The sequence below is a fragment of the Streptomyces sp. NPDC001135 genome, from assembly GCF_053598395.1.
Map to the genome: position 1 here is coordinate 34,677 of NZ_JBSFKD010000012.1, position 25,052 is coordinate 59,728.

General features: G+C 67.5%; 40 protein-coding genes. 38 read left to right on the forward strand and 2 right to left on the reverse strand.

Going from position 1 to position 25,052, the window contains the following annotated elements:
• Nucleotides 1-181: 181 nt before the first annotated feature.
• From ACWC94_RS16845 to ACWC94_RS16865, 5 genes are read left to right on the forward strand one after another with little or no spacing between them, the layout of a single operon-like run.
• Entirely contained in the window at nt 182-568 is a 387-nt protein-coding gene (locus ACWC94_RS16845) for a hypothetical protein (protein WP_450797304.1), read from the forward strand.
• A 28-nt stretch (nt 569-596) separates the two neighbouring features.
• Complete coding sequence (locus tag ACWC94_RS16850) at nt 597-1,904, forward strand: hypothetical protein (RefSeq protein WP_450797306.1); 1,308 nt, start codon at nt 597-599, stop codon at nt 1,902-1,904.
• Between the two features lie 28 nt (nt 1,905-1,932).
• On the forward strand, nt 1,933-2,427 hold the full coding sequence (locus ACWC94_RS16855; RefSeq protein ID WP_450797307.1) for a hypothetical protein: 495 nt from the start codon (nt 1,933-1,935) through the stop codon (nt 2,425-2,427).
• Nucleotides 2,427-2,948, forward strand: coding sequence for a hypothetical protein (locus ACWC94_RS16860; RefSeq protein WP_450797309.1), 522 nt, complete (start codon nt 2,427-2,429; stop codon nt 2,946-2,948). Before ACWC94_RS16855 ends, ACWC94_RS16860 begins: the two co-directional genes overlap by 1 nt.
• Nucleotides 2,949-2,982: 34 nt before the next feature.
• The gene (locus ACWC94_RS16865; RefSeq protein WP_450797311.1) at nt 2,983-3,633 is read left to right on the forward strand and encodes a serine/arginine repetitive matrix protein 2; all 651 of its coding nucleotides are present in this window, start codon (nt 2,983-2,985) and stop codon (nt 3,631-3,633) included.
• A gap of 98 nt (nt 3,634-3,731) precedes the next feature.
• Here the strand turns inward: ACWC94_RS16865 and ACWC94_RS16870 are convergent, their stop codons facing one another.
• A complete protein-coding gene (locus ACWC94_RS16870; RefSeq protein WP_450797313.1) occupies nt 3,732-4,106 on the reverse strand; it encodes a hypothetical protein in 375 nt (124 codons plus the stop codon).
• 1,449 nt (nt 4,107-5,555) lie between these two features.
• On the opposite strand from ACWC94_RS16870, the gene rpsJ reads away from it, so the two are divergent.
• The 31 genes from rpsJ (at nt 5,556) to truA (ending at nt 22,860) form a co-directional block, all read left to right on the forward strand.
• The gene (gene rpsJ, locus ACWC94_RS16875) at nt 5,556-5,864 is read left to right on the forward strand and encodes a 30S ribosomal protein S10 (protein ID WP_003948644.1); all 309 of its coding nucleotides are present in this window, start codon (nt 5,556-5,558) and stop codon (nt 5,862-5,864) included.
• Between the two features lie 16 nt (nt 5,865-5,880).
• Nucleotides 5,881-6,525: a 50S ribosomal protein L3 gene (gene rplC, locus ACWC94_RS16880; RefSeq protein WP_103781446.1), complete on the forward strand. Its 645-nt coding sequence runs from the start codon at nt 5,881-5,883 to the stop codon at nt 6,523-6,525.
• 8 nt (nt 6,526-6,533) lie between these two features.
• Nucleotides 6,534-7,184, forward strand: coding sequence for a 50S ribosomal protein L4 (rplD, locus tag ACWC94_RS16885; RefSeq protein WP_450797315.1), 651 nt, complete (start codon nt 6,534-6,536; stop codon nt 7,182-7,184).
• A complete protein-coding gene (gene rplW, locus ACWC94_RS16890) occupies nt 7,184-7,603 on the forward strand; it encodes a 50S ribosomal protein L23 (RefSeq protein ID WP_399412052.1) in 420 nt (139 codons plus the stop codon). Before rplD ends, rplW begins: the two co-directional genes overlap by 1 nt.
• A gap of 40 nt (nt 7,604-7,643) precedes the next feature.
• On the forward strand, nt 7,644-8,480 hold the full coding sequence (gene rplB / locus ACWC94_RS16895) for a 50S ribosomal protein L2 (RefSeq protein WP_069779215.1): 837 nt from the start codon (nt 7,644-7,646) through the stop codon (nt 8,478-8,480).
• 12 nt (nt 8,481-8,492) lie between these two features.
• Nucleotides 8,493-8,774, forward strand: a complete 282-nt coding sequence (rpsS, locus tag ACWC94_RS16900) for a 30S ribosomal protein S19 (RefSeq protein ID WP_023547380.1) — start codon at nt 8,493-8,495, stop codon at nt 8,772-8,774.
• A gap of 43 nt (nt 8,775-8,817) precedes the next feature.
• Nucleotides 8,818-9,165: a 50S ribosomal protein L22 gene (rplV, locus tag ACWC94_RS16905; RefSeq protein ID WP_019329637.1), complete on the forward strand. Its 348-nt coding sequence runs from the start codon at nt 8,818-8,820 to the stop codon at nt 9,163-9,165.
• Nucleotides 9,165-9,986 carry a 30S ribosomal protein S3 gene (rpsC, locus tag ACWC94_RS16910; RefSeq protein ID WP_003998826.1) on the forward strand — a complete coding sequence of 274 codons (822 nt, stop codon included), beginning with the start codon at nt 9,165-9,167 and terminating at the stop codon, nt 9,984-9,986. Before rplV ends, rpsC begins: the two co-directional genes overlap by 1 nt.
• 5 nt (nt 9,987-9,991) lie before the next feature.
• Nucleotides 9,992-10,411 (forward strand): 50S ribosomal protein L16, encoded by a 420-nt coding sequence (rplP, locus tag ACWC94_RS16915; RefSeq protein ID WP_009190136.1) that lies wholly within the window; start codon nt 9,992-9,994, stop codon nt 10,409-10,411.
• Complete coding sequence (gene rpmC / locus ACWC94_RS16920; protein WP_007494763.1) at nt 10,411-10,635, forward strand: 50S ribosomal protein L29; 225 nt, start codon at nt 10,411-10,413, stop codon at nt 10,633-10,635. The genes rplP and rpmC overlap by 1 nt, the downstream gene beginning before the upstream one ends.
• Nucleotides 10,635-10,919 (forward strand): 30S ribosomal protein S17, encoded by a 285-nt coding sequence (rpsQ, locus tag ACWC94_RS16925; protein ID WP_018543912.1) that lies wholly within the window; start codon nt 10,635-10,637, stop codon nt 10,917-10,919. Before rpmC ends, rpsQ begins: the two co-directional genes overlap by 1 nt.
• A gap of 138 nt (nt 10,920-11,057) precedes the next feature.
• A complete protein-coding gene (gene rplN / locus ACWC94_RS16930; RefSeq protein WP_003998823.1) occupies nt 11,058-11,426 on the forward strand; it encodes a 50S ribosomal protein L14 in 369 nt (122 codons plus the stop codon).
• Between the two features lie 2 nt (nt 11,427-11,428).
• A complete protein-coding gene (rplX, locus tag ACWC94_RS16935; protein WP_055706473.1) occupies nt 11,429-11,752 on the forward strand; it encodes a 50S ribosomal protein L24 in 324 nt (107 codons plus the stop codon).
• Nucleotides 11,752-12,309 (forward strand): 50S ribosomal protein L5, encoded by a 558-nt coding sequence (rplE, locus tag ACWC94_RS16940; protein ID WP_053661885.1) that lies wholly within the window; start codon nt 11,752-11,754, stop codon nt 12,307-12,309. The genes rplX and rplE overlap by 1 nt, the downstream gene beginning before the upstream one ends.
• A gap of 5 nt (nt 12,310-12,314) precedes the next feature.
• Nucleotides 12,315-12,500, forward strand: a complete 186-nt coding sequence (locus ACWC94_RS16945) for a type Z 30S ribosomal protein S14 (RefSeq protein ID WP_003948630.1) — start codon at nt 12,315-12,317, stop codon at nt 12,498-12,500.
• 214 nt (nt 12,501-12,714) lie between these two features.
• A complete protein-coding gene (gene rpsH / locus ACWC94_RS16950; RefSeq protein ID WP_116148541.1) occupies nt 12,715-13,113 on the forward strand; it encodes a 30S ribosomal protein S8 in 399 nt (132 codons plus the stop codon).
• Between the two features lie 24 nt (nt 13,114-13,137).
• Entirely contained in the window at nt 13,138-13,677 is a 540-nt protein-coding gene (gene rplF / locus ACWC94_RS16955) for a 50S ribosomal protein L6 (protein ID WP_450797318.1), read from the forward strand.
• 3 nt (nt 13,678-13,680) lie between these two features.
• Entirely contained in the window at nt 13,681-14,064 is a 384-nt protein-coding gene (gene rplR, locus ACWC94_RS16960; protein ID WP_014674380.1) for a 50S ribosomal protein L18, read from the forward strand.
• A 36-nt stretch (nt 14,065-14,100) separates the two neighbouring features.
• Nucleotides 14,101-14,706 (forward strand): 30S ribosomal protein S5, encoded by a 606-nt coding sequence (gene rpsE, locus ACWC94_RS16965; protein WP_019753099.1) that lies wholly within the window; start codon nt 14,101-14,103, stop codon nt 14,704-14,706.
• A gap of 2 nt (nt 14,707-14,708) precedes the next feature.
• On the forward strand, nt 14,709-14,891 hold the full coding sequence (rpmD, locus tag ACWC94_RS16970; protein WP_003998814.1) for a 50S ribosomal protein L30: 183 nt from the start codon (nt 14,709-14,711) through the stop codon (nt 14,889-14,891).
• Between the two features lie 2 nt (nt 14,892-14,893).
• Entirely contained in the window at nt 14,894-15,349 is a 456-nt protein-coding gene (gene rplO / locus ACWC94_RS16975) for a 50S ribosomal protein L15 (protein WP_014674382.1), read from the forward strand.
• Nucleotides 15,350-15,594: 245 nt separating this feature from the next.
• Nucleotides 15,595-16,908, forward strand: coding sequence for a preprotein translocase subunit SecY (secY, locus tag ACWC94_RS16980; RefSeq protein ID WP_450797321.1), 1,314 nt, complete (start codon nt 15,595-15,597; stop codon nt 16,906-16,908).
• Complete coding sequence (locus ACWC94_RS16985; protein ID WP_450797323.1) at nt 16,908-17,558, forward strand: adenylate kinase; 651 nt, start codon at nt 16,908-16,910, stop codon at nt 17,556-17,558. The genes secY and ACWC94_RS16985 overlap by 1 nt, the downstream gene beginning before the upstream one ends.
• A gap of 99 nt (nt 17,559-17,657) precedes the next feature.
• Nucleotides 17,658-18,494 (forward strand): type I methionyl aminopeptidase, encoded by an 837-nt coding sequence (gene map, locus ACWC94_RS16990; RefSeq protein ID WP_351246458.1) that lies wholly within the window; start codon nt 17,658-17,660, stop codon nt 18,492-18,494.
• 141 nt (nt 18,495-18,635) lie between these two features.
• The gene (infA, locus tag ACWC94_RS16995) at nt 18,636-18,857 is read left to right on the forward strand and encodes a translation initiation factor IF-1 (RefSeq protein WP_003948620.1); all 222 of its coding nucleotides are present in this window, start codon (nt 18,636-18,638) and stop codon (nt 18,855-18,857) included.
• A 59-nt stretch (nt 18,858-18,916) separates the two neighbouring features.
• A complete protein-coding gene (gene rpmJ / locus ACWC94_RS17000) occupies nt 18,917-19,030 on the forward strand; it encodes a 50S ribosomal protein L36 (protein ID WP_003998809.1) in 114 nt (37 codons plus the stop codon).
• A 194-nt stretch (nt 19,031-19,224) separates the two neighbouring features.
• A complete protein-coding gene (gene rpsM, locus ACWC94_RS17005) occupies nt 19,225-19,605 on the forward strand; it encodes a 30S ribosomal protein S13 (RefSeq protein WP_031167100.1) in 381 nt (126 codons plus the stop codon).
• Nucleotides 19,606-19,671: 66 nt separating this feature from the next.
• Nucleotides 19,672-20,076, forward strand: coding sequence for a 30S ribosomal protein S11 (rpsK, locus tag ACWC94_RS17010; protein WP_003956432.1), 405 nt, complete (start codon nt 19,672-19,674; stop codon nt 20,074-20,076).
• A gap of 149 nt (nt 20,077-20,225) precedes the next feature.
• Entirely contained in the window at nt 20,226-21,248 is a 1,023-nt protein-coding gene (locus tag ACWC94_RS17015; RefSeq protein WP_003966937.1) for a DNA-directed RNA polymerase subunit alpha, read from the forward strand.
• Between the two features lie 172 nt (nt 21,249-21,420).
• A complete protein-coding gene (gene rplQ, locus ACWC94_RS17020; RefSeq protein WP_363214351.1) occupies nt 21,421-21,915 on the forward strand; it encodes a 50S ribosomal protein L17 in 495 nt (164 codons plus the stop codon).
• 90 nt (nt 21,916-22,005) lie between these two features.
• Nucleotides 22,006-22,860, forward strand: coding sequence for a tRNA pseudouridine(38-40) synthase TruA (gene truA, locus ACWC94_RS17025; RefSeq protein WP_450797325.1), 855 nt, complete (start codon nt 22,006-22,008; stop codon nt 22,858-22,860).
• Between the two features lies 1 nt (nt 22,861).
• On the opposite strand, the gene ACWC94_RS17030 is transcribed toward truA, so the two are convergent.
• Nucleotides 22,862-23,737, reverse strand: coding sequence for a hypothetical protein (locus ACWC94_RS17030; RefSeq protein ID WP_450797327.1), 876 nt, complete (start codon nt 23,735-23,737; stop codon nt 22,862-22,864).
• Between the two features lie 298 nt (nt 23,738-24,035).
• Here ACWC94_RS17030 and rplM point away from each other — a divergent pair, with 298 nt between their 5' ends.
• A complete protein-coding gene (rplM, locus tag ACWC94_RS17035; RefSeq protein ID WP_143627871.1) occupies nt 24,036-24,479 on the forward strand; it encodes a 50S ribosomal protein L13 in 444 nt (147 codons plus the stop codon).
• Between the two features lie 42 nt (nt 24,480-24,521).
• The gene (gene rpsI / locus ACWC94_RS17040) at nt 24,522-25,034 is read left to right on the forward strand and encodes a 30S ribosomal protein S9 (RefSeq protein WP_359047574.1); all 513 of its coding nucleotides are present in this window, start codon (nt 24,522-24,524) and stop codon (nt 25,032-25,034) included.
• The last annotated feature ends 18 nt before the right edge of the window (nt 25,035-25,052 follow it).

The following is a 25,052-nucleotide window of genomic DNA, read 5'->3' on the forward strand; positions in this document are numbered from 1 at the left end:
GCTGACCCAACCGTCCGTCATGCGATGTCAAAGGCAGGGGTCAGTTTTCACTCAACTGCCCCTGCTCCGGCCGTCGTTGCTAGCGTGAAGCGGACACGCCAGGAACCTCGCGGGGGTAAGGGACATGGGCGACGCCGCTCAAGGCCAGCACCACGGACACGCAGCCGGGCAGTCCGTGAACATGAGGCTGAACCAGTTACCGGCCGATCCGGGTGGCGGCGGACCCGCGAGCGGTCGGCCGGATCTGGCGTCCTCGCCTGCCGAGAAGCGGGCCGCGGCAAACGCCATCGATCAGCACATCGAGCCGGGCACGAGGGCGGCGGGGGACTACGCGGACGGGGACAGTGAGTCCACCGTCAGGTCCTTCGAAGCGAACTGCCAGGAGCCCTGGGAACTCGCCACCGGCCTGAAGCAGGCCCTGGCGAAGTGGCGGGAGCAGTCGGCCTACATGCGGGAACGGCTGATTTCGGAGAGCAAGGCCCTGCGCGCCAGCAGCAACACGATCCAGACCACGGACACCGCTGTGGGTGCCGACGTCCGGCGCGCCTCCCCGCTGGACCTGCTGTGACAGTCGTCAGTACTTCTCCGGGGGAAGAATGCCGTCCTATTTCGATGTCATAAACACTGATCTGTCCGGCCTGACCACCGCCGCCACCGCCTGGGAGGGCATGGCCGGCGAGTTCAAGAAGCAGGAAGAGGCGTACCGACGGGACGTCTACAGCGTCACCACGGGTGAGAACTCGGCGGGGCTGGCCGCCCTCATGGCCAACGCGCGCTTCGCGATCACCCTCCAGGAGTTCCAGAACGCGCAGACGGAAGCCAAGGCGGTGGCATCGCTGCTGCGTGAAGCGGCGGCCAGGATCGGCAAGCTCGTCGGCGAGGTCCTGTCGGTGCGGCAGGATGCCATCGACGCGGGTATGAAGGTCTCGGAACAGGGTGTTGTCTCCTGGGACGACAACGGGCAGAAGGATGTCCTCGGGCGCCCCGTCAAGCACGACGACCTGTTCTCCATGGAAGTCGTGAAGGCCTGGCAGGACCGCATCGACAGTGCCGTGAAGGCCGTGCGGGACGCGGACGTCAGCGTGCGGACCGCGCTGGGCAAGGTCGTGATCGACTCAAGCGGCGACGCCACGGGCGGCCGGGGATTCAACGGCGACGCCGTGGGCGATATCGACAAGTACAACGGCAAGAAGTCCGGCGGATGGGAAGCGCACGGAACGACCAAGACAACGGCGTTCGACGGCGGCCTCTCCTTCGCGGGTCCCGGTGACGGCTACGAGTTCTTCGCCAAGGCGTATCTCACCCTCGCCGAGGTGAAGGCGGAAGGGACCCTGACCCATGGCGACTTGAAGCTGGAGGGGTCGGCCGATCTCAGCGCGGGAGCGCGGATCAGTGCGAACGCGGCATTGACGAAGAACTCCGTTTCGGTCGGCGCCGAGATGTCCGCGGCCGAACGGCTGATGCTCAAGGGGTCCATCGAGGACAACGGCGTCGGTGTCTACGGTCGCGCCAGCGGATTCGGAGGATACGAGGCCGGCGTCAAGGGCAAGGTCAGCCAGGAGGGCCTCACCCTCAGCGCGAAGGAGTTCACCGGCTTCAAGGCCGGTGTGGCCGGCGGCGTGAAGGCCGGCGGGATCACCGCCGGCTTCACCGCCGACGGCGAGGCCGGTGAGGGGGCCGAGGCCAAACTGACCTTCGGCAAGCAGGACGACGGAACGTGGAAGTTCGGCGCTGAGGCGGGGGCCTGCCCCGGCCTCGGTGGTGACGTGGGCTTCGAGGTCACCGTCGATCCGGGCGAGGTCTCCCACACCCTGGGGCGTGCGGCCGACGCGGTGGGAGACGGTCTCCACAAGGCCGGTGACGTCGCCGGCTCGGCCATACACGGAATCACCAGCGTTTTCTGACTCGCTCCACGCGGAAGGACGGGCCGAGATGCCCCACACGCTGCCGGTGGCGGTGGAATACCGACTGCCGCCGGGCTGGCACACGGCTCCACCGGACGAGGTCGGTGCTCCGGACGTGGCCTTCGTGGCGTTCTGTCCGCAGCCCGACAACGGGTTCACCCCCAACATCACCATGGACGGCGAACACCGGCCGGACGCGGCGACGCTGGCCGAGATCGCCGACGTGTCGGTGCGGCACATGGTCGAGCTCGCCGGGCAGGTGGTGGTCATCGACCGCCGCGAGGTCGGTTCCGCGGCCGTGCCCGGCCTGACGCAGAACCTGGCCTTCTCGGTCGTCGTCGACGCCGTGCGCCGCGACCTCGTCCAGTCCCAGGTCTATCTGTCCTTGCCGGACGCCACCGACCCTCGTAAGTGGGCCTTCATCAGGATGGCTTTGACCACCACCGCTGCACGACACGACTCCCTCCTGGGCGACTTCCAGGAATTCGTGCGCACGGTCCGCCCGAAGAACGGGACTTACTGATGGGGCTCTTCCACAGGCGACGGGACACGGACACGAGGTACCCCGGCAAGGAGGTGGTGGCGCGTTCCGCCGAGGAGCTGTGGGCCGGTCTGCTCGGGCTCAACCAGCCGGGCGCACCCTACGTCGTGCGCCCCGGCACTGCGGAGGACGGCGCCGACCTGGTGGCGGAATACCGGGTCATGGAGCCGGCCTGGCGGACCTTCTTCGCCAGGTCCCAACTGGACCGGCTCTATCGGATCCGGATGCGCCTCGTCCCGGCGGCCCACGAGGTCCATGTGAGCGAGGAGCAGCGGGAAGTCACGTGGGTCGGGGACGCGCTCAGCGTTCCGGCGTCGGCGTCATGGCGCCGCGGGCCGGTGCAGAAGGTCTCCCGGCAATGGACCATCGGACGGGGAGCCAAGGGAGGATTCGAGATGACGGAGACCTTCCGCTTCGACAGCTCGGAGATGAGGAACCCCGTGCAGTCAACGGTGCTCGGGGCCGGATGGACTTGGCGGGGGGTGCACACACGCCACCTCTGATGGCGTGAGGCGCCTTGCCCTACCATGCGGCGCTATGGCGATACAGCATCCCTGGGGAGCCCCGTACGGCGGCCCGCCGACCCCGCCGCCGGCCATCCCGGCCAAGGACTTGCGGCCCCGGCGTGTCTGGTACCTGGTGGCCGCGCTGCTGGGGCTCGTACTGGCCGGTGTCGGTACCGCGTTCATCGTGGTGACGGTGAAGGACACGGTGCGCTCGGTCGACACCGCCCACAGCTTCTCCAGCGGCGAGTCGCGGACGTTCGGCTTCGTCCAGGGAGAGACCAAGGCGATCTACGTCTCCCAGTCCGGGAAGGGGCACGTCGACTGCCGGATCCCGGAGATGCGGTCCGGGTCGATGACGCAGCCGGACAGCACCTTCCGCATCACCGCCGGGTCCCGCACCTGGGAGCGCGTCTTCGAGGTCAAGCCCGGCAGCAGCGGCGACTACACGCTCACCTGCACCTCGGAGCTGCCGGCCGAGTTCGCGCTGGGGGACAAGCCCCGGGTGGGGGCCACGATCGGCGGCATCGCCGCGGCGATCGGCTGCTTCCTCGCCGCGTTCGCCACAACCGTGACCATCGTCGTCGTCACCGCCGTCCGCCGCAGCCGCCACCGCCGACGGCTCGCCGCCGCGTGGACCCCTCCGCCGCAGTGGGGCCCACAGCCGCCCGGCCGGGCGTACTGAGCCCAGGTCCCGGCGCCCCAGCGGTCGCTGTTCGGCGAGTGACTGCGGACGCTGTGGCGCCGCGGCACGGACCTGCGGCACCGGCTGGGGCCCTGGGCCTAGGACCGGGCTTCTGCCTGGTCGGTCAGCCGGGACAGGACCTTGGCGTACACCGTGGTCGCCGCCGCCAGGACGGTGGGCAGAACGGCGAGCGCGAGGAAGCCGAGCAGCGCCGGCCACTGGCGCAGGTGGTCCTCGCCGCAGACGGTGTCCGCCGAGGCGGGCTCGATCAGCGGGCCCCGGCACGCGCTGCGGGTCTCGCCGTACGCCGAGTTCTCGGGGCCGTAGTCCGCGAGCAGCAGGTAGGCGAACCACCCCCACATCACCAGTGCCAACAGCGTCCACCCGATCGACCACTTCTCGACGCGGTCGCCGGCTCGGCGCACCTCCGCGGAGCGCCCCTCGGCGGGGACGGCCGTTTCCTCGGCTGTCATGTCTCCCCCCAATCTTGATCCACGACCAGTCCAGCACACCTCGCGCCCCCGGTCGACCAGATCAGAAGGCCAGAACGGGCGCCCGTCGAGAACCGTGGGTGCCGGTGCCGGTGCCGGTGACGGTGACGGTGACGGTGACGGTGGGAGCGGGGGCGCCTGGAGCGGGGAAAGGGCCGCCGCCAAGAGGGCCGCGAGGCCGGCCGCCGACGGCCGCCGGGCCGCGTCCCGGGCCAGGCAGGCCGTGATCGCGTCGCGCAGCGACGCCGGGAGCCCCTCCCGCTCCGCAACGGCGTAGCCGGTGCTCGCGTACGACCGCACGGCGTCCAGCGCGTACACGTCACCGAGCGGCCGGGGTCGGCCGGCCCGAGCCTGTTCCGGTGCCGGACGCCCGGGGTCGAGTCCGGGCCGCCCCCAGTCGCTGCCCGCCGTCCTCAGCTGCGGCGTGCACCGCGCCGAAGCACGTCAGCAGCGGTCCGTCGACAGCGAGCGGCACGGCGGCGGGGGAGAGGCCGGCGTGCCCGCGAGGGCCGCGCCCCGGGCGCACACCACGGCCTCCGGCAGCGGTCCGCCGTGCGTGACAAGCGCTGCGGGGCGGCCAGGGGCAGTACGGGGGTGTACGGCGCCGCGTGCCAGGCCGGACCGGAGGCGTCGGCCACCTCCGTCACGGGTGCGAAGCCGGGCAGTGAAAGCCGCCGGGCGTCCTCGGCCTCGGCGACCCAGCGGGCGGGGGCGCTCCCGGGGTGCGGAACACGGGCGAGGACCGTACGCCGGCCGTCCGCGCTACGGGCGACGTACCGTCGATCGGGTGTCCGACGCCGCTCGGTCTCCTCGTCCACCCCCGCCAGAACTGCGTACGGCCCGATCCACAGCGGGTCGTCCTGACGCAGCTGCATCATGCGAGCGTTCCCCGCGGCCCTGTCGAGGGTCTCCGCGATACCCGCCGCGGTGAGGTGCGCGTCCGCCTCGAACTCGACCTCGCAGCAGCCAGTCGCCCCGGAGGCTTCACAGCCCTCCCTGACCCGCCCCCGGTTTGACCTACGTCACCTCGGGGGTAATCTCTTCGGCCCGATTGGCACTGCCCCCGCCCCATATGGCAGACTGTCCGAGTTGCTCGGTCGAGTGTTGATGCTGCGCGCCTCCCGCCGGGAGGACCGGAAGCGAGTCCCACAGTACTCGTCGCCCTAACTGCCACTACGGCAGCACTGGGGCGGACGTACGGGAATCTTCCGGGAAGTGTGGGCGCGGCACCGGCCAGGCGCCCGGTGGGCCCGAGGTCCCCGGTCCGCGGTTCCGGAAGGGCCGTCGCATTCCCCGCAGGGATGTTCGAACAAGGGGCATCTGTGTCAGCGGAAGCGCGACACGCCCGACCGCGTGGGTCGGAGGAACGAAGGCAGCAGAAGGAATCCGCCGGGTTCCAGAGCGTAAGAGAGACAGGACTACTGAGTAGCCATGGCGGGACAGAAGATCCGCATCCGGCTCAAGGCCTACGACCACGAGGTCATCGACTCCTCGGCGAAGAAGATCGTCGAGACGGTGACCCGCACTGGTGCGTCGGTCGCGGGCCCGGTGCCGCTGCCCACTGAGAAGAACGTGTACTGCGTCATCAAGTCGCCGCACAAGTACAAGGACTCGCGCGAGCACTTCGAGATGCGCACGCACAAGCGCCTGATCGACATCCTCGACCCGACCCCCAAGACCGTTGACTCTCTGATGCGACTCGACCTGCCGGCCGGTGTCGACATCGAGATCAAGCTCTGAGGCTGGTGGGCTGAGAATGGCTAAGCAGATCAAGGGCATCCTGGGCGAGAAGCTCGGCATGACGCAGGTGTGGGACGAGAACAACCGTGTTGTTCCGGTCACCGTCGTCAAGGCCGGCCCCAACGTCGTGACCCAGGTTCGTACGAACGACGTCGACGGCTACGAGTCGGTCCAGATCGCCTTCGGCGAGATCGACCCGCGCAAGGTGAACAAGCCCCTCAAGGGCCACTTCGCCAAGGCCGACGTCACCCCCCGTCGTCACCTCGTCGAGATCCGCACCGCGGACGCCTCCGAGTACACGCTGGGCCAGGAGATCACCGCCGAGGTGTTCGAGGCCGGCGTGAAGGTCGACGTCACCGGCAAGAGCAAGGGCAAGGGCTTCGCCGGTGTCATGAAGCGCCACAACTTCGGTGGCCTCGGCGCCGGTCACGGCACCCAGCGCAAGCACCGCTCCCCCGGTTCCATCGGTGGCTGCGCCACCCCGGGCCGTGTGTTCAAGGGCCTCCGCATGGCGGGTCGCATGGGCAACGAGCGGGTCACCACCCAGAACCTGACCGTCCACGCCGTTGACGCGGAGAAGGGTCTGCTGCTCATCAAGGGCGCGGTTCCCGGTCCGAACGGCGGCCTCGTCCTGGTCCGCACCGCGGCCAAGGGGGCCTGAGGTAACCGATGAGCACTGTTGACATCCTTTCGCCGGCGGGCGAGAAGGCCGGTTCCGTCGAGCTCCCCGCGGAGATCTTCGACGCCAAGGTCAGCGTTCCGCTGATCCACCAGGTCGTCGTCGCGCAGCTGGCCGCTGCCCGCCAGGGCACGCACAAGACCAAGACCCGCGGTGAAGTCCGTGGTGGTGGCAAGAAGCCGTACCGCCAGAAGGGCACCGGTCGCGCCCGTCAGGGTTCGACCCGCGCGCCGCAGTTCGCCGGTGGTGGCGTCGTGCACGGTCCCGTGCCGCGTGACTACTCGCAGCGGACCCCGAAGAAGATGAAGGCCGCCGCCCTGCGCGGTGCCCTCACCGACCGGGCGCGTCACAACCGCATCCACGTCGTCTCCGGCGTGGTCGAGGGTGCGATCTCCACCAAGGCCGCCAAGAGCCTGTTCGGCAAGATCAGCGAGCGCAAGAACCTGCTCCTGGTCGCCGAGCGCTCCGACGAGGCCGCGTGGCTGTCCGCCCGCAACCTGCCCCAGGTCCACATCCTGGAGCCGGGCCAGCTGAACACGTACGACGTTCTCGTCTCGGACGACGTGGTCTTCACCCAGTCCGCGTTCGAGTCCTTCGTGTCCGGCCCGAAGGCCAATGACACCGAAGGGAGCGAGGCCTGATGGCTATCCGTCACCCCGCTATCGCCTCGAAGGCCGCCAAGGCCGCCAAGGCCGCGCGCGTCGCCAAGGCGAAGCGCCACGCCACCGAGGGCAAGAACACCGTCGAGACCCCGCTGAGCAAGTCGTACACGGACCCCCGTGACGTCCTGCTGAAGCCGGTCGTCTCCGAGAAGAGCTACGCGCTCCTCGACGAGAACAAGTACACGTTCATCGTCGACCCGAACGCCAACAAGACCCAGATCAAGCAGGCCGTCCAGGCGGTCTTCTCGGTCAAGGTCACCGGGGTCAACACGATCAACCGCCAGGGCAAGCGCAAGCGCACGAAGACCGGCTTCGGTCAGCGTGCCGGCAGCAAGCGCGCGATCGTGACCCTCGCCGAGGGCGACCGTATCGACATCTTCGGCGGTCCGACCGCCTAAGGGCGGTCCGGATCGTCCGATATCGGACGAGGACTGAGAAATGGGAATCCGCAAGTACAAGCCGACTACGCCGGGCCGTCGTGGCGCCAGCGTCGCCGACTTCGTCGAGGTCACGCGGTCCACGCCGGAGAAGTCGCTGGTCCGCCCCCTGCACAGCAAGGGCGGCCGTAACAACGCCGGTCGTGTGACCGTTCGCCACCAGGGTGGCGGACACAAGCGCGCCTACCGCGTGATCGACTTCCGTCGTCACGACAAGGACGGCGTGCCGGCGAAGGTCGCGCACATCGAGTACGACCCCAACCGCACCGCGCGCATCGCGCTGCTGCACTACGCCGACGGCGAGAAGCGCTACATCCTCGCCCCGCGCAACCTGCAGCAGGGTGACCGCGTCGAGAACGGTCCCGGGGCCGACATCAAGCCGGGCAACAACCTGGCCCTCCGCAACATCCCGGTCGGTACCACGATCCACGCGATCGAGCTCCGTCCCGGTGGCGGTGCCAAGTTCGCCCGCTCCGCCGGTGCCTCCGTGCAGCTGCTCGCGAAGGAGGGCGCCTACGCCCACCTGCGCATGCCGTCCGGTGAGGTCCGCCTGGTCGACGTCCGCTGCCGCGCCACCATCGGTGAGGTCGGCAACGCCGAGCAGAGCAACATCAACTGGGGTAAGGCCGGCCGTAAGCGGTGGCTGGGCGTTCGCCCGACCGTCCGTGGTGTCGTGATGAACCCGGTTGACCACCCGCACGGTGGTGGTGAGGGCCGGACCTCCGGTGGTCGCCACCCTGTGTCCCCGTGGGGCAAGAAGGAAGGCCGTACTCGTTCGCCCAAGAAGGCGTCGAACAAGTACATCGTCCGCCGCCGCAAGACGAACAAGAAGCGCTAAGGACGGGTTGAGATGCCTCGTAGCCTGAAGAAGGGGCCCTTCGTCGACGACCACCTGATCAAGAAGGTGGACGCCCAGAACGAAGCCGGCACCAAGAACGTCATCAAGACCTGGTCCCGCCGCTCGATGATCGTCCCGGCCATGCTGGGCCACACGCTCGCGGTGCACAACGGCAAGACCCACATCCCGGTGTTCGTCACCGAGTCGATGGTCGGCCACAAGCTCGGCGAGTTCTCGCCGACGCGCACCTTCCGGGGCCACGTCAAGGAAGACCGGAAGTCGAAGCGCCGCTAGTAGCGGATCGCATTCAGACACGTAAGTAACTGAAGGGACAACCATGGAAGCCAGGGCCCAGGCGCGGTACATCCGCGTCACGCCCATGAAGGCCCGCCGCGTGGTGGACCTCATCCGTGGCATGGACGCCACGGAGGCCCAGGCTGTTCTGCGATTCGCTCCGCAGGCAGCCTCCGTGCCGGTCGGCAAGGTGCTCGACAGCGCCATCGCCAACGCCGCGCACAACTACGACCACACCGACGCCGACAGCCTCTACATCTCCGAGGCGTACGTCGACGAGGGCCCGACCCTGAAGCGGTTCCGTCCGCGTGCCCAGGGCCGTGCCTACCGGATCCGCAAGCGGACCAGCCACATCACCGTGGTCGTCAGCAGCAAGGAAGGAACCCGGTAATGGGCCAGAAGGTTAACCCGCATGGGTTCCGGCTCGGTGTCACGACCGACTTCAAGTCGCGTTGGTACGCCGACAAGCTGTACAAGGACTACGTCAAGGAAGACGTCGCCATCCGTCGGATGATGACGTCCGGCATGGAGCGCGCCGGTATCTCGAAGGTTGAGATCGAGCGCACCCGTGACCGCGTGCGGGTGGACATCCACACCGCCCGTCCGGGCATCGTCATCGGCCGCCGTGGCGCCGAGGCCGACCGCATCCGCGGTGACCTCGAGAAGCTCACGGGCAAGCAGGTCCAGCTGAACATCCTCGAGGTCAAGAACCCCGAGACCGACGCTCAGCTGGTTGCCCAGGCCGTCGCCGAGCAGCTCTCCTCCCGCGTCTCCTTCCGCCGCGCCATGCGTAAGAGCATGCAGTCGGCGATGAAGGCCGGCGCCAAGGGCATCAAGATCCAGTGCGGTGGCCGCCTCGGCGGCGCCGAGATGTCCCGCTCGGAGTTCTACCGCGAGGGCCGCGTGCCCCTGCACACGCTCCGTGCGAACGTGGACTACGGCTTCTTCGAGGCCAAGACGACCTTCGGCCGCATCGGTGTGAAGGTCTGGATCTACAAGGGCGACGTCAAGAACATCGCCGAGGTCCGCGCCGAGAACGCTGCGGCCCGTGCGGGTAACCGCCCGGCCCGTGGCGGTGCCGACCGCCCGGCCCGTGGTGGCCGTGGTGGCGAGCGGCGCGGTCGCAAGCCGCAGCAGGCTGCTGGCGCCGAGGCCCCCAAGGCCGAGGCTCCCGCGTCCGCTCCGGCTGAGAGCACCGGAACGGAGGCCTGACCGACATGCTGATCCCCCGTAGGGTCAAGCACCGCAAGCAGCACCACCCGAAGCGCAACGGTATGTCCAAGGGTGGAACGCAGGTTGCGTTCGGCGAGTACGGCATCCAGGCGCTGACTCCGGCCTACGTGACGAACCGCCAGATCGAGGCGGCCCGTATCGCGATGACCCGTCACATCAAGCGTGGCGGCAAGGTCTGGATCAACATCTACCCGGACCGTCCCCTCACCAAGAAGCCTGCCGAGACCCGCATGGGTTCCGGTAAGGGTTCTCCGGAGTGGTGGATCGCGAACGTCAAGCCCGGACGTGTGATGTTCGAGCTGTCGTACCCCAACGAGAAGATCGCCCGTGAGGCGCTGACTCGTGCGGCCCACAAGCTGCCGATGAAGTGCCGGATCGTCAAGCGCGAGGCAGGTGAAGCGTGATGTCGGCCGGTACCAAGGCGTCCGAGCTGCGCGAGCTGGGCAACGAGGAGCTTCTGGCGAAGCTCCGCGAGGCCAAGGAAGAGCTGTTCAACCTCCGCTTCCAGGCGGCGACGGGTCAGCTCGAGAACCACGGCCGTCTGAAGGCGGTCCGCAAGGACATCGCGCGGATCTACACCCTGATGCGCGAGCGTGAGCTGGGCATCGAAACGGTGGAGAACGCCTGATGAGCGAGAAGAACGTGACTGAGAACGCAGAGGCCCGCGGCTTCCGCAAGACCCGTGAGGGTCTCGTCGTCAGCGACAAGATGGACAAGACCGTCGTCGTCGCCGTCGAGGACCGTGTCAAGCACGCGCTGTACGGCAAGGTCATCCGCCGCACCAACAAGCTCAAGGCGCACGACGAGCAGAACGCCGCCGGTGTCGGCGACCGTGTCCTCCTCATGGAGACCCGGCCGCTGTCCGCGACGAAGCGCTGGCGCGTCGTCGAGATCCTCGAGAAGGCCAAGTAGGTAATTCCCGCAAGGGAATTCCAAAAAGTACGTTCCTGCGGGGCATCCCTCGCAGGACAGTTCCGCCAGGCTCGGCAGGGGCTCCCCTCGTAAAGAGGCGGCCCCTGCCGGGAACCGGCAGACAAACAGGAGATAGACGTGATCCAGCAGGAGTCGCGACTGCGCGTCGCCGACAACACTGGTGCGAAGGAAATCCTTTGCATCCGTGTGCTCGGTGGCTCCGGTCGCCGCTACGCGGGCATCGGTGACGTCATCGTCGCCACCGTCAAGGACGCGATCCCCGGTGGCAACGTGAAGAAGGGTGACGTCGTCAAGGCGGTCATCGTTCGCACCGTCAAGGAGCGCCGCCGTCCGGACGGCTCGTACATCCGCTTCGACGAGAACGCCGCCGTCATTCTGAAGAACGACGGCGACCCTCGCGGCACCCGCATCTTCGGCCCGGTCGGCCGTGAGCTGCGCGAGAAGAAGTTCATGAAGATCATCTCGCTCGCGCCGGAGGTGCTGTAAGCATGAAGATCAAGAAGGGCGACCTGGTCCAGGTCATCACCGGCAAGGACAAGGGCAAGCAGGGCAAGGTCATTGCCGCTTACCCGCGCGAGGAGCGTGTCCTGGTCGAGGGTGTCAACCGGGTCAAGAAGCACACCAAGGCCGGTCCGACCGCTCGCGGTTCCCAGGCCGGCGGCATCGTGACCACCGAGGCCCCGATCCACGTGTCCAACGTTCAGCTGGTCGTGGAGAAGGACGGTCAGAAGGTCGTCACGCGTGTCGGTTACCGCTTCGACGAAGAGGGCAACAAGATCCGCGTTGCCAAGCGGACGGGTGAGGACATCTGATGGCTACCACCACCACTCCGCGTCTGAAGACGAAGTACCGCGAGGAGATCGCGGGCAAGCTGCGTGACGAGTTCAAGTACGAGAACGTCATGCAGGTTCCCGGCCTCGTCAAGATCGTGGTCAACATGGGTGTCGGCGACGCCGCCCGTGACTCGAAGCTGATCGAGGGCGCGATCCGCGACCTGACCACCATCACCGGTCAGAAGCCGGCCGTCACCAAGGCCCGCAAGTCCATCGCGCAGTTCAAGCTGCGCGAGGGTCAGCCGATCGGTGCCCACGTCACGCTCCGTGGCGACCGCATGTGGGAGTTCCTGGACCGCACCCTGTCGCTCGCGCTGCCGCGCATCCGCGACTTCCGCGGTCTGTCCCCCAAGCAGTTCGACGGCCGTGGCAACTACACCTTCGGTCTCACGGAGCAGGTCATGTTCCACGAGATCGACCAGGACAAGATCGACCGTGTCCGGGGTATGGACATCACCGTGGTCACCACGGCGACCAACGACGCTGAGGGCCGCGCGCTCCTTCGTCACCTCGGCTTCCCGTTCAAGGAGGCGTGAGCGAGATGGCGAAGAAGGCTCTGATCGCTAAGGCTGCTCGCAAGCCCAAGTTCGGTGTGCGTGGCTACACCCGCTGCCAGCGCTGCGGCCGTCCGCACTCCGTCTACCGCAAGTTCGGCCTGTGCCGCGTGTGCCTTCGTGAGATGGCTCACCGTGGCGAGCTGCCGGGCGTGACCAAGAGCTCCTGGTAATCCCCTTATTAGGGATTCCTGGACCTCTCGGTAAGCAACCGGGACGGCAGGGGACCCCGCCCTCATGGCTTAGGCTAGGAGGGTTGGGCCTCTGCCGCCCTGAACGACTTACTACGCCGTAGGTCCCCGCGCCGCACCCGTCCCGTCTGCAGAAGTACGGGGAGAGGGATGGCGCATATAGGAAACCCCGGCGAGAAAGGCCACAGGCCAATTCATGACCATGACTGATCCGATCGCAGACATGCTGACTCGTCTGCGGAACGCGAACTCGGCGTACCACGACTCCGTGACGATGCCGGCGTCCAAGATCAAGTCGCACATCGCGGAGATCCTCCAGCAGGAGGGCTTCATCACGGGCTGGCGCGTCGAGGACGCCGAGGTGGGCAAGAACCTCACCCTCGAGCTGAAGTTCGGCCCGAACCGTGAGCGCTCCATCGCGGGCATCAAGCGGATCTCCAAGCCCGGTCTCCGGGTGTACGCGAAGTCCACCAACCTGCCGAAGGTGCTGGGTGGCCTCGGCGTGGCGATCATCTCCACGTCGCACGGGCTCCTCACCGACAAGCAGGCCGGCAAGAAGGGCGTGGGTGGGGAAGTCCTCGCCTACGTCTGGTAGCAGAAGGGAACGGAGGAAACAGCTATGTCGCGCATCGGCAAGCTCCCCATCGCGGTTCCCGCCGGCGTGGACGTCACCATCGACGGCCGTACGGTCTCGGTCAAGGGCCCCAAGGGCGAGCTGACCCACACCGTCTCGGCGCCGATCGAGGTCGCCAAGGGCGAGGACGGCACCCTGCAGGTGACCCGCCCCAACGACGAGCGTCAGAACAAGGCCCTGCACGGCCTGTCCCGCACGCTGGTGGCGAACATGATCACCGGCGTGACCCAGGGTTACGTGAAGAAGCTCGAGATCAGCGGTGTCGGTTACCGCGTGACCGCCAAGGGCTCGAACCTCGAGTTCGCGCTCGGCTACAGCCACCCGATCACCGTCGAGGCGCCCGAGGGCATCACCTTCAAGGTGGAGACCCCGACCCGCTTCCAGGTCGAGGGCATCGACAAGCAGAAGGTCGGCGAGGTTGCGGCCAACATCCGCAAGCTGCGCAAGCCCGACCCGTACAAGGCCAAGGGCGTCAAGTACGAGGGTGAAGTCATCCGCCGCAAGGTCGGAAAGGCGGGTAAGTAAGCCATGGCATACGGGCAGAAGATCCTCAAGGGCGACGCCTACAAGCGCGCCGCGATCAAGCGCCGTCACATCCGGATCCGCAAGCGGATCTCCGGTACGGCGGAGCGTCCCCGTCTGGTCGTGACCCGCTCCAACCGCCACATCGTGGCGCAGGTGATCGACGACCTGAAGGGCCACACCCTGGCGTCGGCGTCCACCCTGGACGCGTCGATCCGTGGCGGCGAGGCCGACAAGTCCGCGCAGGCCAAGCAGGTCGGCGCCCTGGTTGCCGAGCGTGCCAAGGCCGCCGGTGTCGAGGCCGTCGTGTTCGACCGTGGTGGCAACCAGTACGCCGGGCGCATCGCCGCCCTGGCGGACGCCGCCCGCGAGGCCGGGCTCAAGTTCTGAGCCGCTTGTAGCTAGCGGAAAGAGAGAGGTAATCCAATGGCTGGACCCCAGCGCCGCGGAAGCGGTGCCGGTGGCGGCGAGCGGCGGGACCGGAAGGGCCGTGACGGCGGCGCTGCTGCCGCCGAGAAGACCGCGTACGTTGAGCGCGTCGTCGCGATCAACCGCGTCGCCAAGGTTGTGAAGGGTGGTCGTCGCTTCAGCTTCACCGCGCTGGTCGTGGTGGGCGACGGTGACGGCACCGTGGGTGTCGGTTACGGCAAGGCCAAGGAGGTGCCGGCCGCCATCGCCAAGGGCGTTGAGGAGGCCAAGAAGCACTTCTTCAAGGTCCCCCGGATCCAGGGCACCATCCCGCACCCGATCCAGGGTGAGAAGGCTGCCGGCGTCGTGCTGCTCAAGCCCGCGTCCCCCGGTACCGGTGTTATCGCCGGTGGTCCGGTGCGTGCCGTGCTCGAGTGCGCCGGTATCCACGACGTGCTGTCGAAGTCGCTCGGCTCCGACAACGCGATCAACATCGTGCACGCGACCGTGGAGGCCCTGAAGGGTCTGCAGCGCCCCGAGGAGATCGCGGCCCGCCGTGGTCTGCCGCTCGAGGACGTCGCTCCCGCGGCTCTTCTCCGTGCGCGTGCCGGGGCGGGTGCGTAATCATGGCGCAGCTCAAGATCACGCAGGTCAAGTCCTACATCGGCAGCAAGCAGAACCACCGTGACACCCTGCGGTCGCTTGGTCTCAAGGGGATCAACACCGTGGTCGTCAAGGAGGACCGCCCCGAGTTCCGCGGCATGGTGCACACCGTCCGCCACCTCGTGACGGTCGAGGAGGTCGACTGATCATGGCGGAGCAGAACCCGCTGAAGATCCACAACCTCCGTCCCGCCCCGGGCGCCAAGACCGCCAAGACCCGTGTGGGTCGTGGTGAGGCGTCGAAGGGTAAGACGGCCGGTCGTGGTACCAAGGGCACCAAGGCCCGCTACCAGGTTCCGGAGCGCTTCGAGGGTGGCCAGATGCCGCTCCACATGCGCCTCCCGAAGCTGAAGGGCTTCAAGAACCCGTTCAAGACCGAGTACCAGGTCGTGAACCTCGACAAGCTGGCCGCGCTGTACCCCGAGGGTGGCGAGGTCACCGTCGAGGGCCTGGTGGCCAAGGGCGCCGTTCGCAAGAACAGCCTCGTCAAGGTCCTCGGCCAGGGCGAGATCTCCGTGGCGCTGCAGGTGACGGTCGACGCCGTCTCCGGCTCCGCCAAGGAGAAGATCACCGCCGCCGGCGGTACGGTCACCGAGCTGGTCTGAGTCCCTCAGGTCCACTCGATGACGTGAACGATCCCGACCGGGGATACCCCACAAAAGGGGTATCCCCGGTCGGTCGTTCCTAGGGCGGGGCTCTCGCCGGTAAGGTGGCCAGCACTGCCTACTTTCACCGGGTGTCTCCCATGGGGCACCCTGAGCGGCAGTTGACCGTTAGCTATTCGTCTGTATCCGTCGAACCTCAAGACCGTCACCCTTGACGCAGTTGCGCGGGGGTCGCAGGAGGCACCGTGCTCACCGCGTTCGCCCGGGCGTTCAGGACGCCCGACCTGCGCAAGAAGCTGCTCTTCACGCTGGCCATCATCGTGGTCTACCGGGTCGGTACCCACATTCCGATCCCCGGCGTCAACTACCAGGCCGTCCAGCGGTGTGTGACCGAGGCACAGGGCAACCAGGGCCTGTTCGGCCTCGTGAACATGTTCAGCGGCGGTGCGCTGCTGCAGATCACGGTCTTCGCGCTCGGCATCATGCCGTACATCACGGCCAGCATCATTCTTCAGCTGCTGACCGTGGTCATCCCGCGCCTGGAGGCCCTCAAGAAGGAGGGCCAGGCCGGCACGGCGAAGATCACGCAGTACACCCGCTATCTCACCGTTGCGCTCGCCATCCTGCAGGGCACCGGCCTGGTGGCCACCGCCCGCAGCGGCGCCCTCTTCAACGGCTGCTCGGTCGCGTCGAGCATCGTTCCCGACCAGGCGATCTTCACGACGATCACCATGGTCATCTGCATGACCGCCGGCACGGCCGTCGTGATGTGGCTCGGTGAGCTGATCACCGACCGCGGCATCGGCAACGGCATGTCGATCCTGATGTTCATCTCGATCGCCGCCACCTTCCCGTCCGCGCTGTGGGCGATCAAGAAGCAGGGCACCCTGGCCGGTGGCTGGATCGAGTTCGGCACCGTGATCCTGGTCGGCCTGGTCATGGTCGGCCTGGTCGTCTTCGTCGAGCAGGCCCAGCGCCGCATCCCGGTCCAGTACGCCAAGCGCATGATCGGCCGCCGTTCCTACGGCGGTACGTCCACGTACATCCCGCTCAAGGTGAACCAGGCGGGTGTGATTCCCGTCATCTTCGCCTCCTCGCTGCTCTACATCCCGGCACTCGTGGCGCAGTTCGCGGGGGGCAATTCGCACTGGAAGCAGTGGATCCAGCAGAACCTCACCAAGGGCGACCACCCGATTTACATCACGATGTACTTCTTGCTCATCGTGTTCTTCGCGTTCTTCTACGTGGCGATCTCCTTCAACCCCGAGGAAGTCGCCGACAACATGAAGAAGTATGGTGGCTTCATCCCGGGCATCCGGGCTGGCCGACCGACCGCTGAGTACCTCAGCTATGTGCTCAACCGGATCACCTGGCCGGGTTCGCTGTATCTGGGTCTGATCGCTCTCGTACCGACAATGGCGTTGGTCGGCTTCGGGGCAAGCCAGAACTTCCCCTTCGGCGGGACCAGCATCCTGATCATCGTGGGTGTCGGCCTCGAGACGGTGAAGCAGATCGAGAGCCAGCTCCAGCAGCGCAATTACGAAGGGTTCCTCCGCTGATGCGTATCGTCCTCGTCGGGCCGCCGGGTGCCGGTAAGGGAACGCAAGCCGTCCGTCTCGCTGAGAAGCTGGCGATCCCGCACATCTCCACGGGTGACCTGTTCCGGGCCAACATCAGCCAGCAGACGGAGCTGGGCAAGCTCGCGAAGTCCTACATGGACGCCGGAAACCTCGTCCCGGACGAGGTGACCATCGCGATGGCCAAGGACCGTATGGAGCAGCCGGACGCCGAGGGCGGCTTCCTGCTGGACGGCTTCCCGCGGAACGTCTCGCAGGCCGAGGCGCTGGACGAGCTGCTGCGCACCGAGGGCATCACGCTGGACGCGGTCCTGGACCTGGAGGTCCCGGAGGACGAGGTCGTCAAGCGGATCGCCGGCCGGCGCATCTGCCGTAACGACTCCTCGCACGTCTTCCACGTGACGTACAGCCCGCCGAAGAAGGAGGGCGTCTGCGACGTCTGCGGCGGCGAGCTGTACCAGCGCGACGACGACTCCGAGGACACCGTCCGCAAGCGGCTCGAGGTCTACCACACGCAGACCGAGCCGATCATCGACTACTACAAGGCGCAGGGTCTGGTCGTCACGATCTCCGCCCTGGGCCCGGTGGACGAGATCACGCAGCGGGCGCTGGCGGCACTCAAGAGCAAGTAGCTCGCGGTCCTTCCGGCCGCGGTGCCCTTCACCGGGCGCCGCGGCCGTAGTGTTGTGTACGTAACCCAGTCGATGTGAGTGAGGGAGAGCGCAGGCCCCATGGTGCAGATCAAGACGCCCGAGCAGATCGCGAAGATGCGTGCGGCGGGCCTGGTCGTAGCCGCCATCCACGCGGCCACCCGTGAGGCCGCGGTGCCGGGTGCCTCCACCAAGGACCTGGACGAGGTCGCCCGCAAGGTCCTCGCCGAGCACGGCGCCAAGTCGAACTTCCTGGGTTACGGCGGCTTCCCCGCGACCATCTGCACCTCCGTGAACGACGTCGTCGTCCACGGCATCCCCTCCGACGACGTCGTCCTCAAGGACGGGGACATCATCTCCATCGACTGCGGCGCGATCATCGACGGCTGGCACGGCGACGCCGCCTACACGGCCTTCGTGGGCTCCGGTCACGCCCCGGAGCTGGTCGAGCTCTCCCGGGTGACCGAGGAGTCGATGTGGGCCGGCATCGCGGCCATGAAGCAGGGCAACCGCCTGGTCGACGTCTCGCGGGCCATCGAGACCTACATCCGCCGCCAGCCCAAGCCCGGCGGCGGCAAGTACGGGATCATCGAGGACTACGGCGGCCACGGCATCGGCACCGAGATGCACATGGACCCGCACCTGCTGAACTACGTCGACCGGCGTCGCGGCAAGGGACCCAAGCTGGTGCCCGGCTTCTGCCTCGCGATCGAGCCGATGGTGTCCCTCGGCACCCCGCGCACGGAGGTCCTGTCGGACGACTGGACGGTCATCACGACGGACGGCACGTGGTCGTCCCACTGGGAGCACTCGGTGGCCCTGACGGCGGAGGGCCCACTGGTGCTCACCGCTCCCGACGGGGGCAAGGCCAAGCTGGCCGAGTACGGCATCACCGCCGCCCCCGACCCCCTCGCATGACGATCACCCCCATGGGGCAGACTTCCTCGATTCGCGTTTCAGGATGCGCCGACGTAGACTGACTCGTCGGCTCTCGTGCACCCGCATGTCTGCATGCGCTCGTGCGGAGTCGATCAAGGTAGTCGATTCGAAGGGCGAAGCGTGGCCAAGAAGCAAGGTGCCATCGAGATCGAGGGCACTGTCGTCGAGTCTCTGCCGAACGCCATGTTCAAGGTCGAGCTCCAGAACGGCCACCAGGTCCTGGCACACATCAGCGGCAAGATGCGTATGCACTACATCCGCATCCTCCCTGACGACCGGGTCGTGGTGGAGCTGTCTCCGTACGACCTGACGCGTGGCCGGATCGTCTACCGGTACAAGTAGATCTTGCCCGCATCCCGTCTCGGCGGGGTGGTGGCACTGACCCGGAGAACCTCAATCCCATGAAGGTCAAGCCGAGCGTCAAGAAGATCTGCGACAAGTGCAGGGTGATCCGCCGTCACGGTCGGGTCATGGTCATCTGCGAGAACCCGCGCCACAAGCAGCGCCAGGGCTGACGCACGACCTCACCCTCTGCACCTCTATCGCAGAGATTCGCGCGACGCGAGCTGAATTTGTTCATACGCAGGACCCAAGCCGTCGCGAGCGGCTTGACACCCCCGGTCGGAGGCCGGGGACCCGGTTCGTACCTCGTACGGCGGCCGGGAGCCGGTTCTGCGGAAGACCTCCGAAGATCACCAGGAGCCATTGAATGGCACGCGTTTCCGGTGTTGACATCCCGCGCGAAAAGCGCGTGGAGGTCGCCCTCACCTATGTGTTCGGCATCGGCCGGACGCTCTCGCAGCAGACGCTGGCTGAGACCGGCATCGACCCGAACACCCGCGTTCGTGACCTGACCGAAGAGCAGCTGGTCGCGATCCGCGAGTACGTCGACAACAACATCAAGACCGAGGGTGACCTCCGTCGCGAGATCCAGGCCGACATCCGCCGCAAGGTCGAGATCGGTTGCTACCAGGGTCTCCGTCACCGTCGCGGTCTGCCCGTCCGCGGTCAGCGCACCAGCACCAACGCCCGCACCCGCAAGGGCCCGCGTCGCGCCATCGCCGGTAAGAAGAAGCCGGGCAAGAAGTAGTCCGCAGCGGACTCGCCGTCCAGCGGTCTTCGCTGTAGGACCGACCACCTCCCGTAGGAGTTATAGATGCCCCCCAAGGGTCGTCAGGGCGCTGCCAAGAAGGTGCGCCGCAAGGAAAAGAAGAACGTCGCTCACGGCCACGCGCACATCAAGAGCACGTTCAACAACACGATCGTCTCGATCACGGACCCGTCCGGCAACGTGATCTCCTGGGCCTCCGCCGGCCACGTCGGCTTCAAGGGCTCCCGGAAGTCCACGCCGTTCGCCGCGCAGATGGCTGCCGAGTCGGCCGCCCGCCGCGCCCAGGAGCACGGCATGCGCAAGGTCGACGTGTTCGTGAAGGGCCCGGGTTCCGGTCGTGAGACCGCGATCCGCTCCCTGCAGGCCACGGGCCTCGAGGTCGGCTCCATCCAGGACGTCACCCCGACCCCGCACAACGGCTGCCGCCCGCCGAAGCGCCGCCGCGTCTGACGCACGGCTGCTTCAGGGCTTTTCGGGCGGTACGGCTCCGTAAAAGGGCCGTATCGCCCGTACCCTTGCAGTACCCGCGCTTCTCACGGGCGCGGTTTCCGTCGGGCGTCAAATAGCGGGCGTCCACGAATGAAGGATCTGATCCACACATGCTGATCGCTCAGCGTCCCTCGTTGACCGAAGAGGTCGTCGACGAGTTCCGCTCCCGGTTCGTGATCGAGCCGCTGGAGCCGGGCTTCGGCTACACCCTCGGCAACTCCCTCCGCCGTACCCTCCTGTCCTCGATCCCCGGCGCCGCTGTCACCAGCATCCGGATCGACGGCGTGCTGCACGAGTTCACCACCGTGCCGGGCGTCAAGGAGGACGTCACCGACCTGATCCTCAACATCAAGCAGCTGGTCGTCTCCTCGGAGCACGACGAGCCGGTCGTGATGTACCTGCGCAAGCAGGGCCCGGGTCTGGTCACCGCCGCCGACATCGCGCCCCCGGCCGGTGTCGAGGTGCACAACCCCGACCTGGTCCTCGCCACGCTCAACGGCAAGGGCAAGCTGGAGATGGAGCTGACGGTCGAGCGTGGCCGCGGTTACGTCTCCGCCGTGCAGAACAAGCAGGTGGGCCAGGAGATCGGCCGTATCCCGGTCGACTCCATCTACTCGCCGGTTCTCAAGGTCACGTACAAGGTCGAGGCCACGCGTGTCGAGCAGCGCACCGACTTCGACAAGCTGATCGTCGACGTCGAGACCAAGCAGGCGATGCGTCCGCGTGACGCCATGGCTTCCGCCGGTAAGACCCTGGTCGAGCTGTTCGGTCTCGCCCGCGAGCTGAACATCGACGCCGAGGGCATCGACATGGGCCCGTCCCCCACGGACGCCGCCCTTGCCGCCGACCTGGCGCTGCCGATCGAGGAGCTGGAGCTCACGGTCCGCTCCTACAACTGCCTCAAGCGCGAGGGCATCCACTCCGTGGGTGAGCTCGTCGCCCGCTCCGAGGCCGACCTCCTGGACATCCGCAACTTCGGTGCGAAGTCCATCGACGAGGTCAAGGCGAAGCTGGCCGGCATGGGCCTGGCCCTGAAGGACAGCCCGCCCGGATTCGACCCCACGGCCGCTGCCGACGCCTTCGGCGCCGACGACGACGCGGACGCGGGTTTCGTGGAGACCGAGCAGTACTGAGCGCTCCGCGGGGAGGCCGTACTGCGTCTGCGCGCCGGCCGTGGCCGGCCGCGCAGTTCCCCGCGCCCCTTCCAGGCCCCTTCGGGGGCCTGGATCTTCGACGGGCGACCGCCCGCTCGGATACTGACCCCGGTACCTGACACGGCCAGGGCAGACACACAGGAGAAGAACCATGCCGAAGCCCACCAAGGGTGCCCGTCTGGGCGGCAGCGCCGCGCACGAGAAGCTGCTCCTCGCGAACCTCGCGAAGAGCCTCTTCGAGCACGGCCGTATCACCACCACCGAGGCGAAGGCCCGCCGCCTGCGCCCGTACGCCGAGCGTCTGATCACCAAGGCGAAGAAGGGCGACCTTCACAACCGCCGTCAGGTGCTCCAGGTCATCACGGACAAGGGCGTCGTCCACACGCTCTTCACCGAGATCGGCCCGCGGTACGAGAACCGTCCCGGTGGCTACACCCGCATCACCAAGATCGGTAACCGCCGTGGCGACAACGCGCCCATGGCCGTCATCGAGCTGGTCGAGGCGCTGACGGTGCAGCAGAAGGCCGTGGGTGAGGCCGAGGCCGCCACCAAGCGTGCGGTCAAGGAGGCCGACGAGGCCAAGGCCGCGGAGACCACCGAGGCTCCGGCCGAGGAGGCCGCTGCCGAGGAGTCGAAGGACGCCTGAGGCAACACCTCGCGCTGAGCGGGTCCGCCCTTTCCGGGCGGGCCCGCTTTCGCGTTCTTTCACGGGGCACCGCCCTGAGAGGATTTCCACGTGAGTGATGAAGTACAGCCCGGGTACGTCCGTGTCCGCCTCGACATCTCCTACGACGGCAGCGACTTCCACGGCTGGGCCAAGCAGGCCGGCGGCAGGCGGACCGTGCAGGGCGAGATCGAGGACGCCCTGCGCACGGTGACGCGGTCCCGGGAGACGTACGAGCTGACCGTCGCCGGGCGGACCGACGCCGGGGTGCACGCGCGCGGGCAGGTGGCGCACGTGGACCTGCCCGAGGAGGTCTGGCGGGAGCACAACCAGAAGCTGCTCAAGCGGCTCGCCGGGCGGCTGGCGAGGGACGTGCGGGTGTGGGCCCTCAGGCCGGCGCCCAGCGGCTTCAACGCCCGCTTCTCCGCGGTCTGGCGCCGGTACGCGTACCGGGTCACCGACAATCCCGGGGGAGTGGACCCCCTCCTGCGGGGCCACGTCCTGTGGCACGACTGGCCGCTCGACGTCGACGCCATGAACGAGGCCGCCCGGCGTCTGCTGGGCGAGCACGACTTCGCCGCGTACTGCAAGAAGAGGGAAGGGGCGACCACGATTCGCACCCTTCAGGAGCTGAGCCTCGAAAAGGGCGCCGACGGGATCATCACCGCCACCGTGCGCGCCGACGCGTTCTGCCACAACATGGTGCGCTCGCTGATCGGCGCGCTGCTGTTCGTCGGGGACGGGCACCGCGGGCCGGAGTGGCCCGGGAAGGTGCTGGCCGCGGGTGTGCGGGACTCCGCCGTGCATGTCGTACGACCGCACGGGCTGACCCTGGAGGAGGTGGGCTACCCCGCCGACGAGCTGCTGGCCGCGCGCAGCAAGGAGGCGCGGAACAAGCGCTCGCTTCCGTCGGCGGGGTGCTGCTGAGCTACCGGTTCGCCGCCGCGGACGCCTGGGCCTGGCCGCGGCGGTAGATCTGGTCGAAGGTGAACTGCTGCAGGTCGTTGCCGACGGAGAAGATCTTCGTGTCCTTCTTGGTCACGTTCTTGCCGTCGAGGAAGCCGACGGTCGTGAAGTAGGCGTAGCGGCCGGCGGCGTTCGTGGTCGTCAGGCAGACCGCGGCGTTGCAGAAGTCCTTGACACCCTTGCCGGACAGGGAGCGCACCATGGCGTTCTTCTTGGCCTGCTTCTTGACCTGCGCGGCCTTCGCCTGGTCGTCGAAGAGGGCGACGCCGACGGTGGCCGCGATGCCGCCCTTGCTGTAGGTGACGCGGATCAGGCGGGTGCAGCCGTTGGCGGTGAGGATCTTCGGAAGGTCGGCGCCGGCGGCGGAGGCGCAGTTGGTGGTGTCGGCCGTGGCGCCCTTCTTGTACACCGTGCCGTTCATGGTCAGCTGGGTGCCGGGGAAGAGCGTGTCGGCGCTGAGCGGGGCGGTGTCCTTCTTGGCGCTGGCGATGAAGTCCTTCGGGTCCAGCGGCGGCGGGGCGCTGGTGGGCGCGAAGGACGGCGTGGCCGAGCCGCTGGGCAGGGAGGCGCTGGCGGGCAGGTTGCTGGGGCCGGCCTCTGGTCCGTCGTCGCCGCCCGCGGAGACGACCGCCATGGCGACCACGGTGCCTATCGCGATCGTGGCGAGTGCGCCGCCGCCTATGAACAGCAGCTTGCGGCGCTTGTTGCGGGTCTCCGAGGCCTCCGCGAGCGCGGCCCAGTCGGGAGTGCCGTCGTCACCTCCGCTGTTCCAGGGCTGCTGGGAATTCGGTTTCCAGGGATCCCACTGCGACTGGGGTCCCCCCTGCCCGTAACTCATGGGGCGCATCTTAGACGGGGTGCGCAAGGTGCCGGGGCGGGTGCGGCGGCATGCCGTGTTTGTCCGCCGACATGAGGGGGAAGAGCCTCGTTTTGACCCGTCCGGGGCCCTGCAGGTAACCTGCTTCTTCGTTGTGTATTGGCTTGCTCATTCTCACGGGACGGGCCCTTACACCGGTCCACCGGGCCGATGACCAGCGACCAGCACGCGGTTTGCGTCACCGCGGTGCGGTCAAGGCTGTCGTGATCGTTTCGGTGACCTGTTCAGGACCATTCACTCGAAGCGAAGGCTACGAACCGTGCGTACGTACAGCCCCAAGCCCGGCGATGTGACGCGCCAGTGGCACGTCATCGACGCTCAGGACGTTGTCCTGGGCCGTCTCGCCACCACCGCAGCGACCCTCCTCCGGGGCAAGCACAAGCCGATCTACGCGCCGCACGTCGACGCTGGTGACTTCGTCATCGTCATCAACGCCGACAAGGTGCACCTGTCCGGCAACAAGCGGACCCAGAAGATGGCGTACCGCCACTCCGGCTACCCGGGTGGTCTGCGCTCCGTCCGTTACGACGAGCTGCTCGACAAGAACCCCGAGAAGGCCATCGAGAAGGCCGTCAAGGGCATGCTCCCCAAGAACTCCCTGGGCCGTCAGATGCTCTCGAAGCTGAAGGTCTACAAGGGTGACCAGCACCCGCACGCTGCCCAGCAGCCGGTGCCGTTCGAGATCACCCAGGTCGCGCAGTAAGTCCGGCCACCCCCTAAGACTGAAGAGAATCTGAGGAGAATCGTGGCCGAGACCACTGCCGAGCAGCCGCTCGAAGAGCTTGACATCGACAGCTACACCACCGAGTCCGAGGTTCCGGTGGAGGGTGAGTACACCTCCGAGTCCCTCGCCTCGCGCTTCGGTGAGCCCCAGCCCGCCGCGGGTCTGGGTCGCCGCAAGAACGCCATCGCCCGCGTCCGGATCGTTCCGGGCACCGGCAAGTGGAAGATCAACGGCCGCACCCTCGAGGACTACTTCCCGAACAAGGTGCACCAGCAGGAAGTCAACGAGCCCTTCAAGGTGCTCGAGCTGGACGGCCGTTACGACGTCGTCGCCCGCATCGCCGGTGGCGGTGTCTCCGGTCAGGCCGGTGCGCTCCGTCTCGGTGTCGCCCGCGCCCTGAACGAGGCCGACGTCGACAACAACCGCGGCCCGCTGAAGAAGGCCGGCTTCCTCAAGCGCGACGACCGTGCGGTCGAGCGCAAGAAGGCCGGTCTGAAGAAGGCCCGCAAGGCTCCGCAGTACAGCAAGCGCTAACCAGCAGCTGCCTGCTCG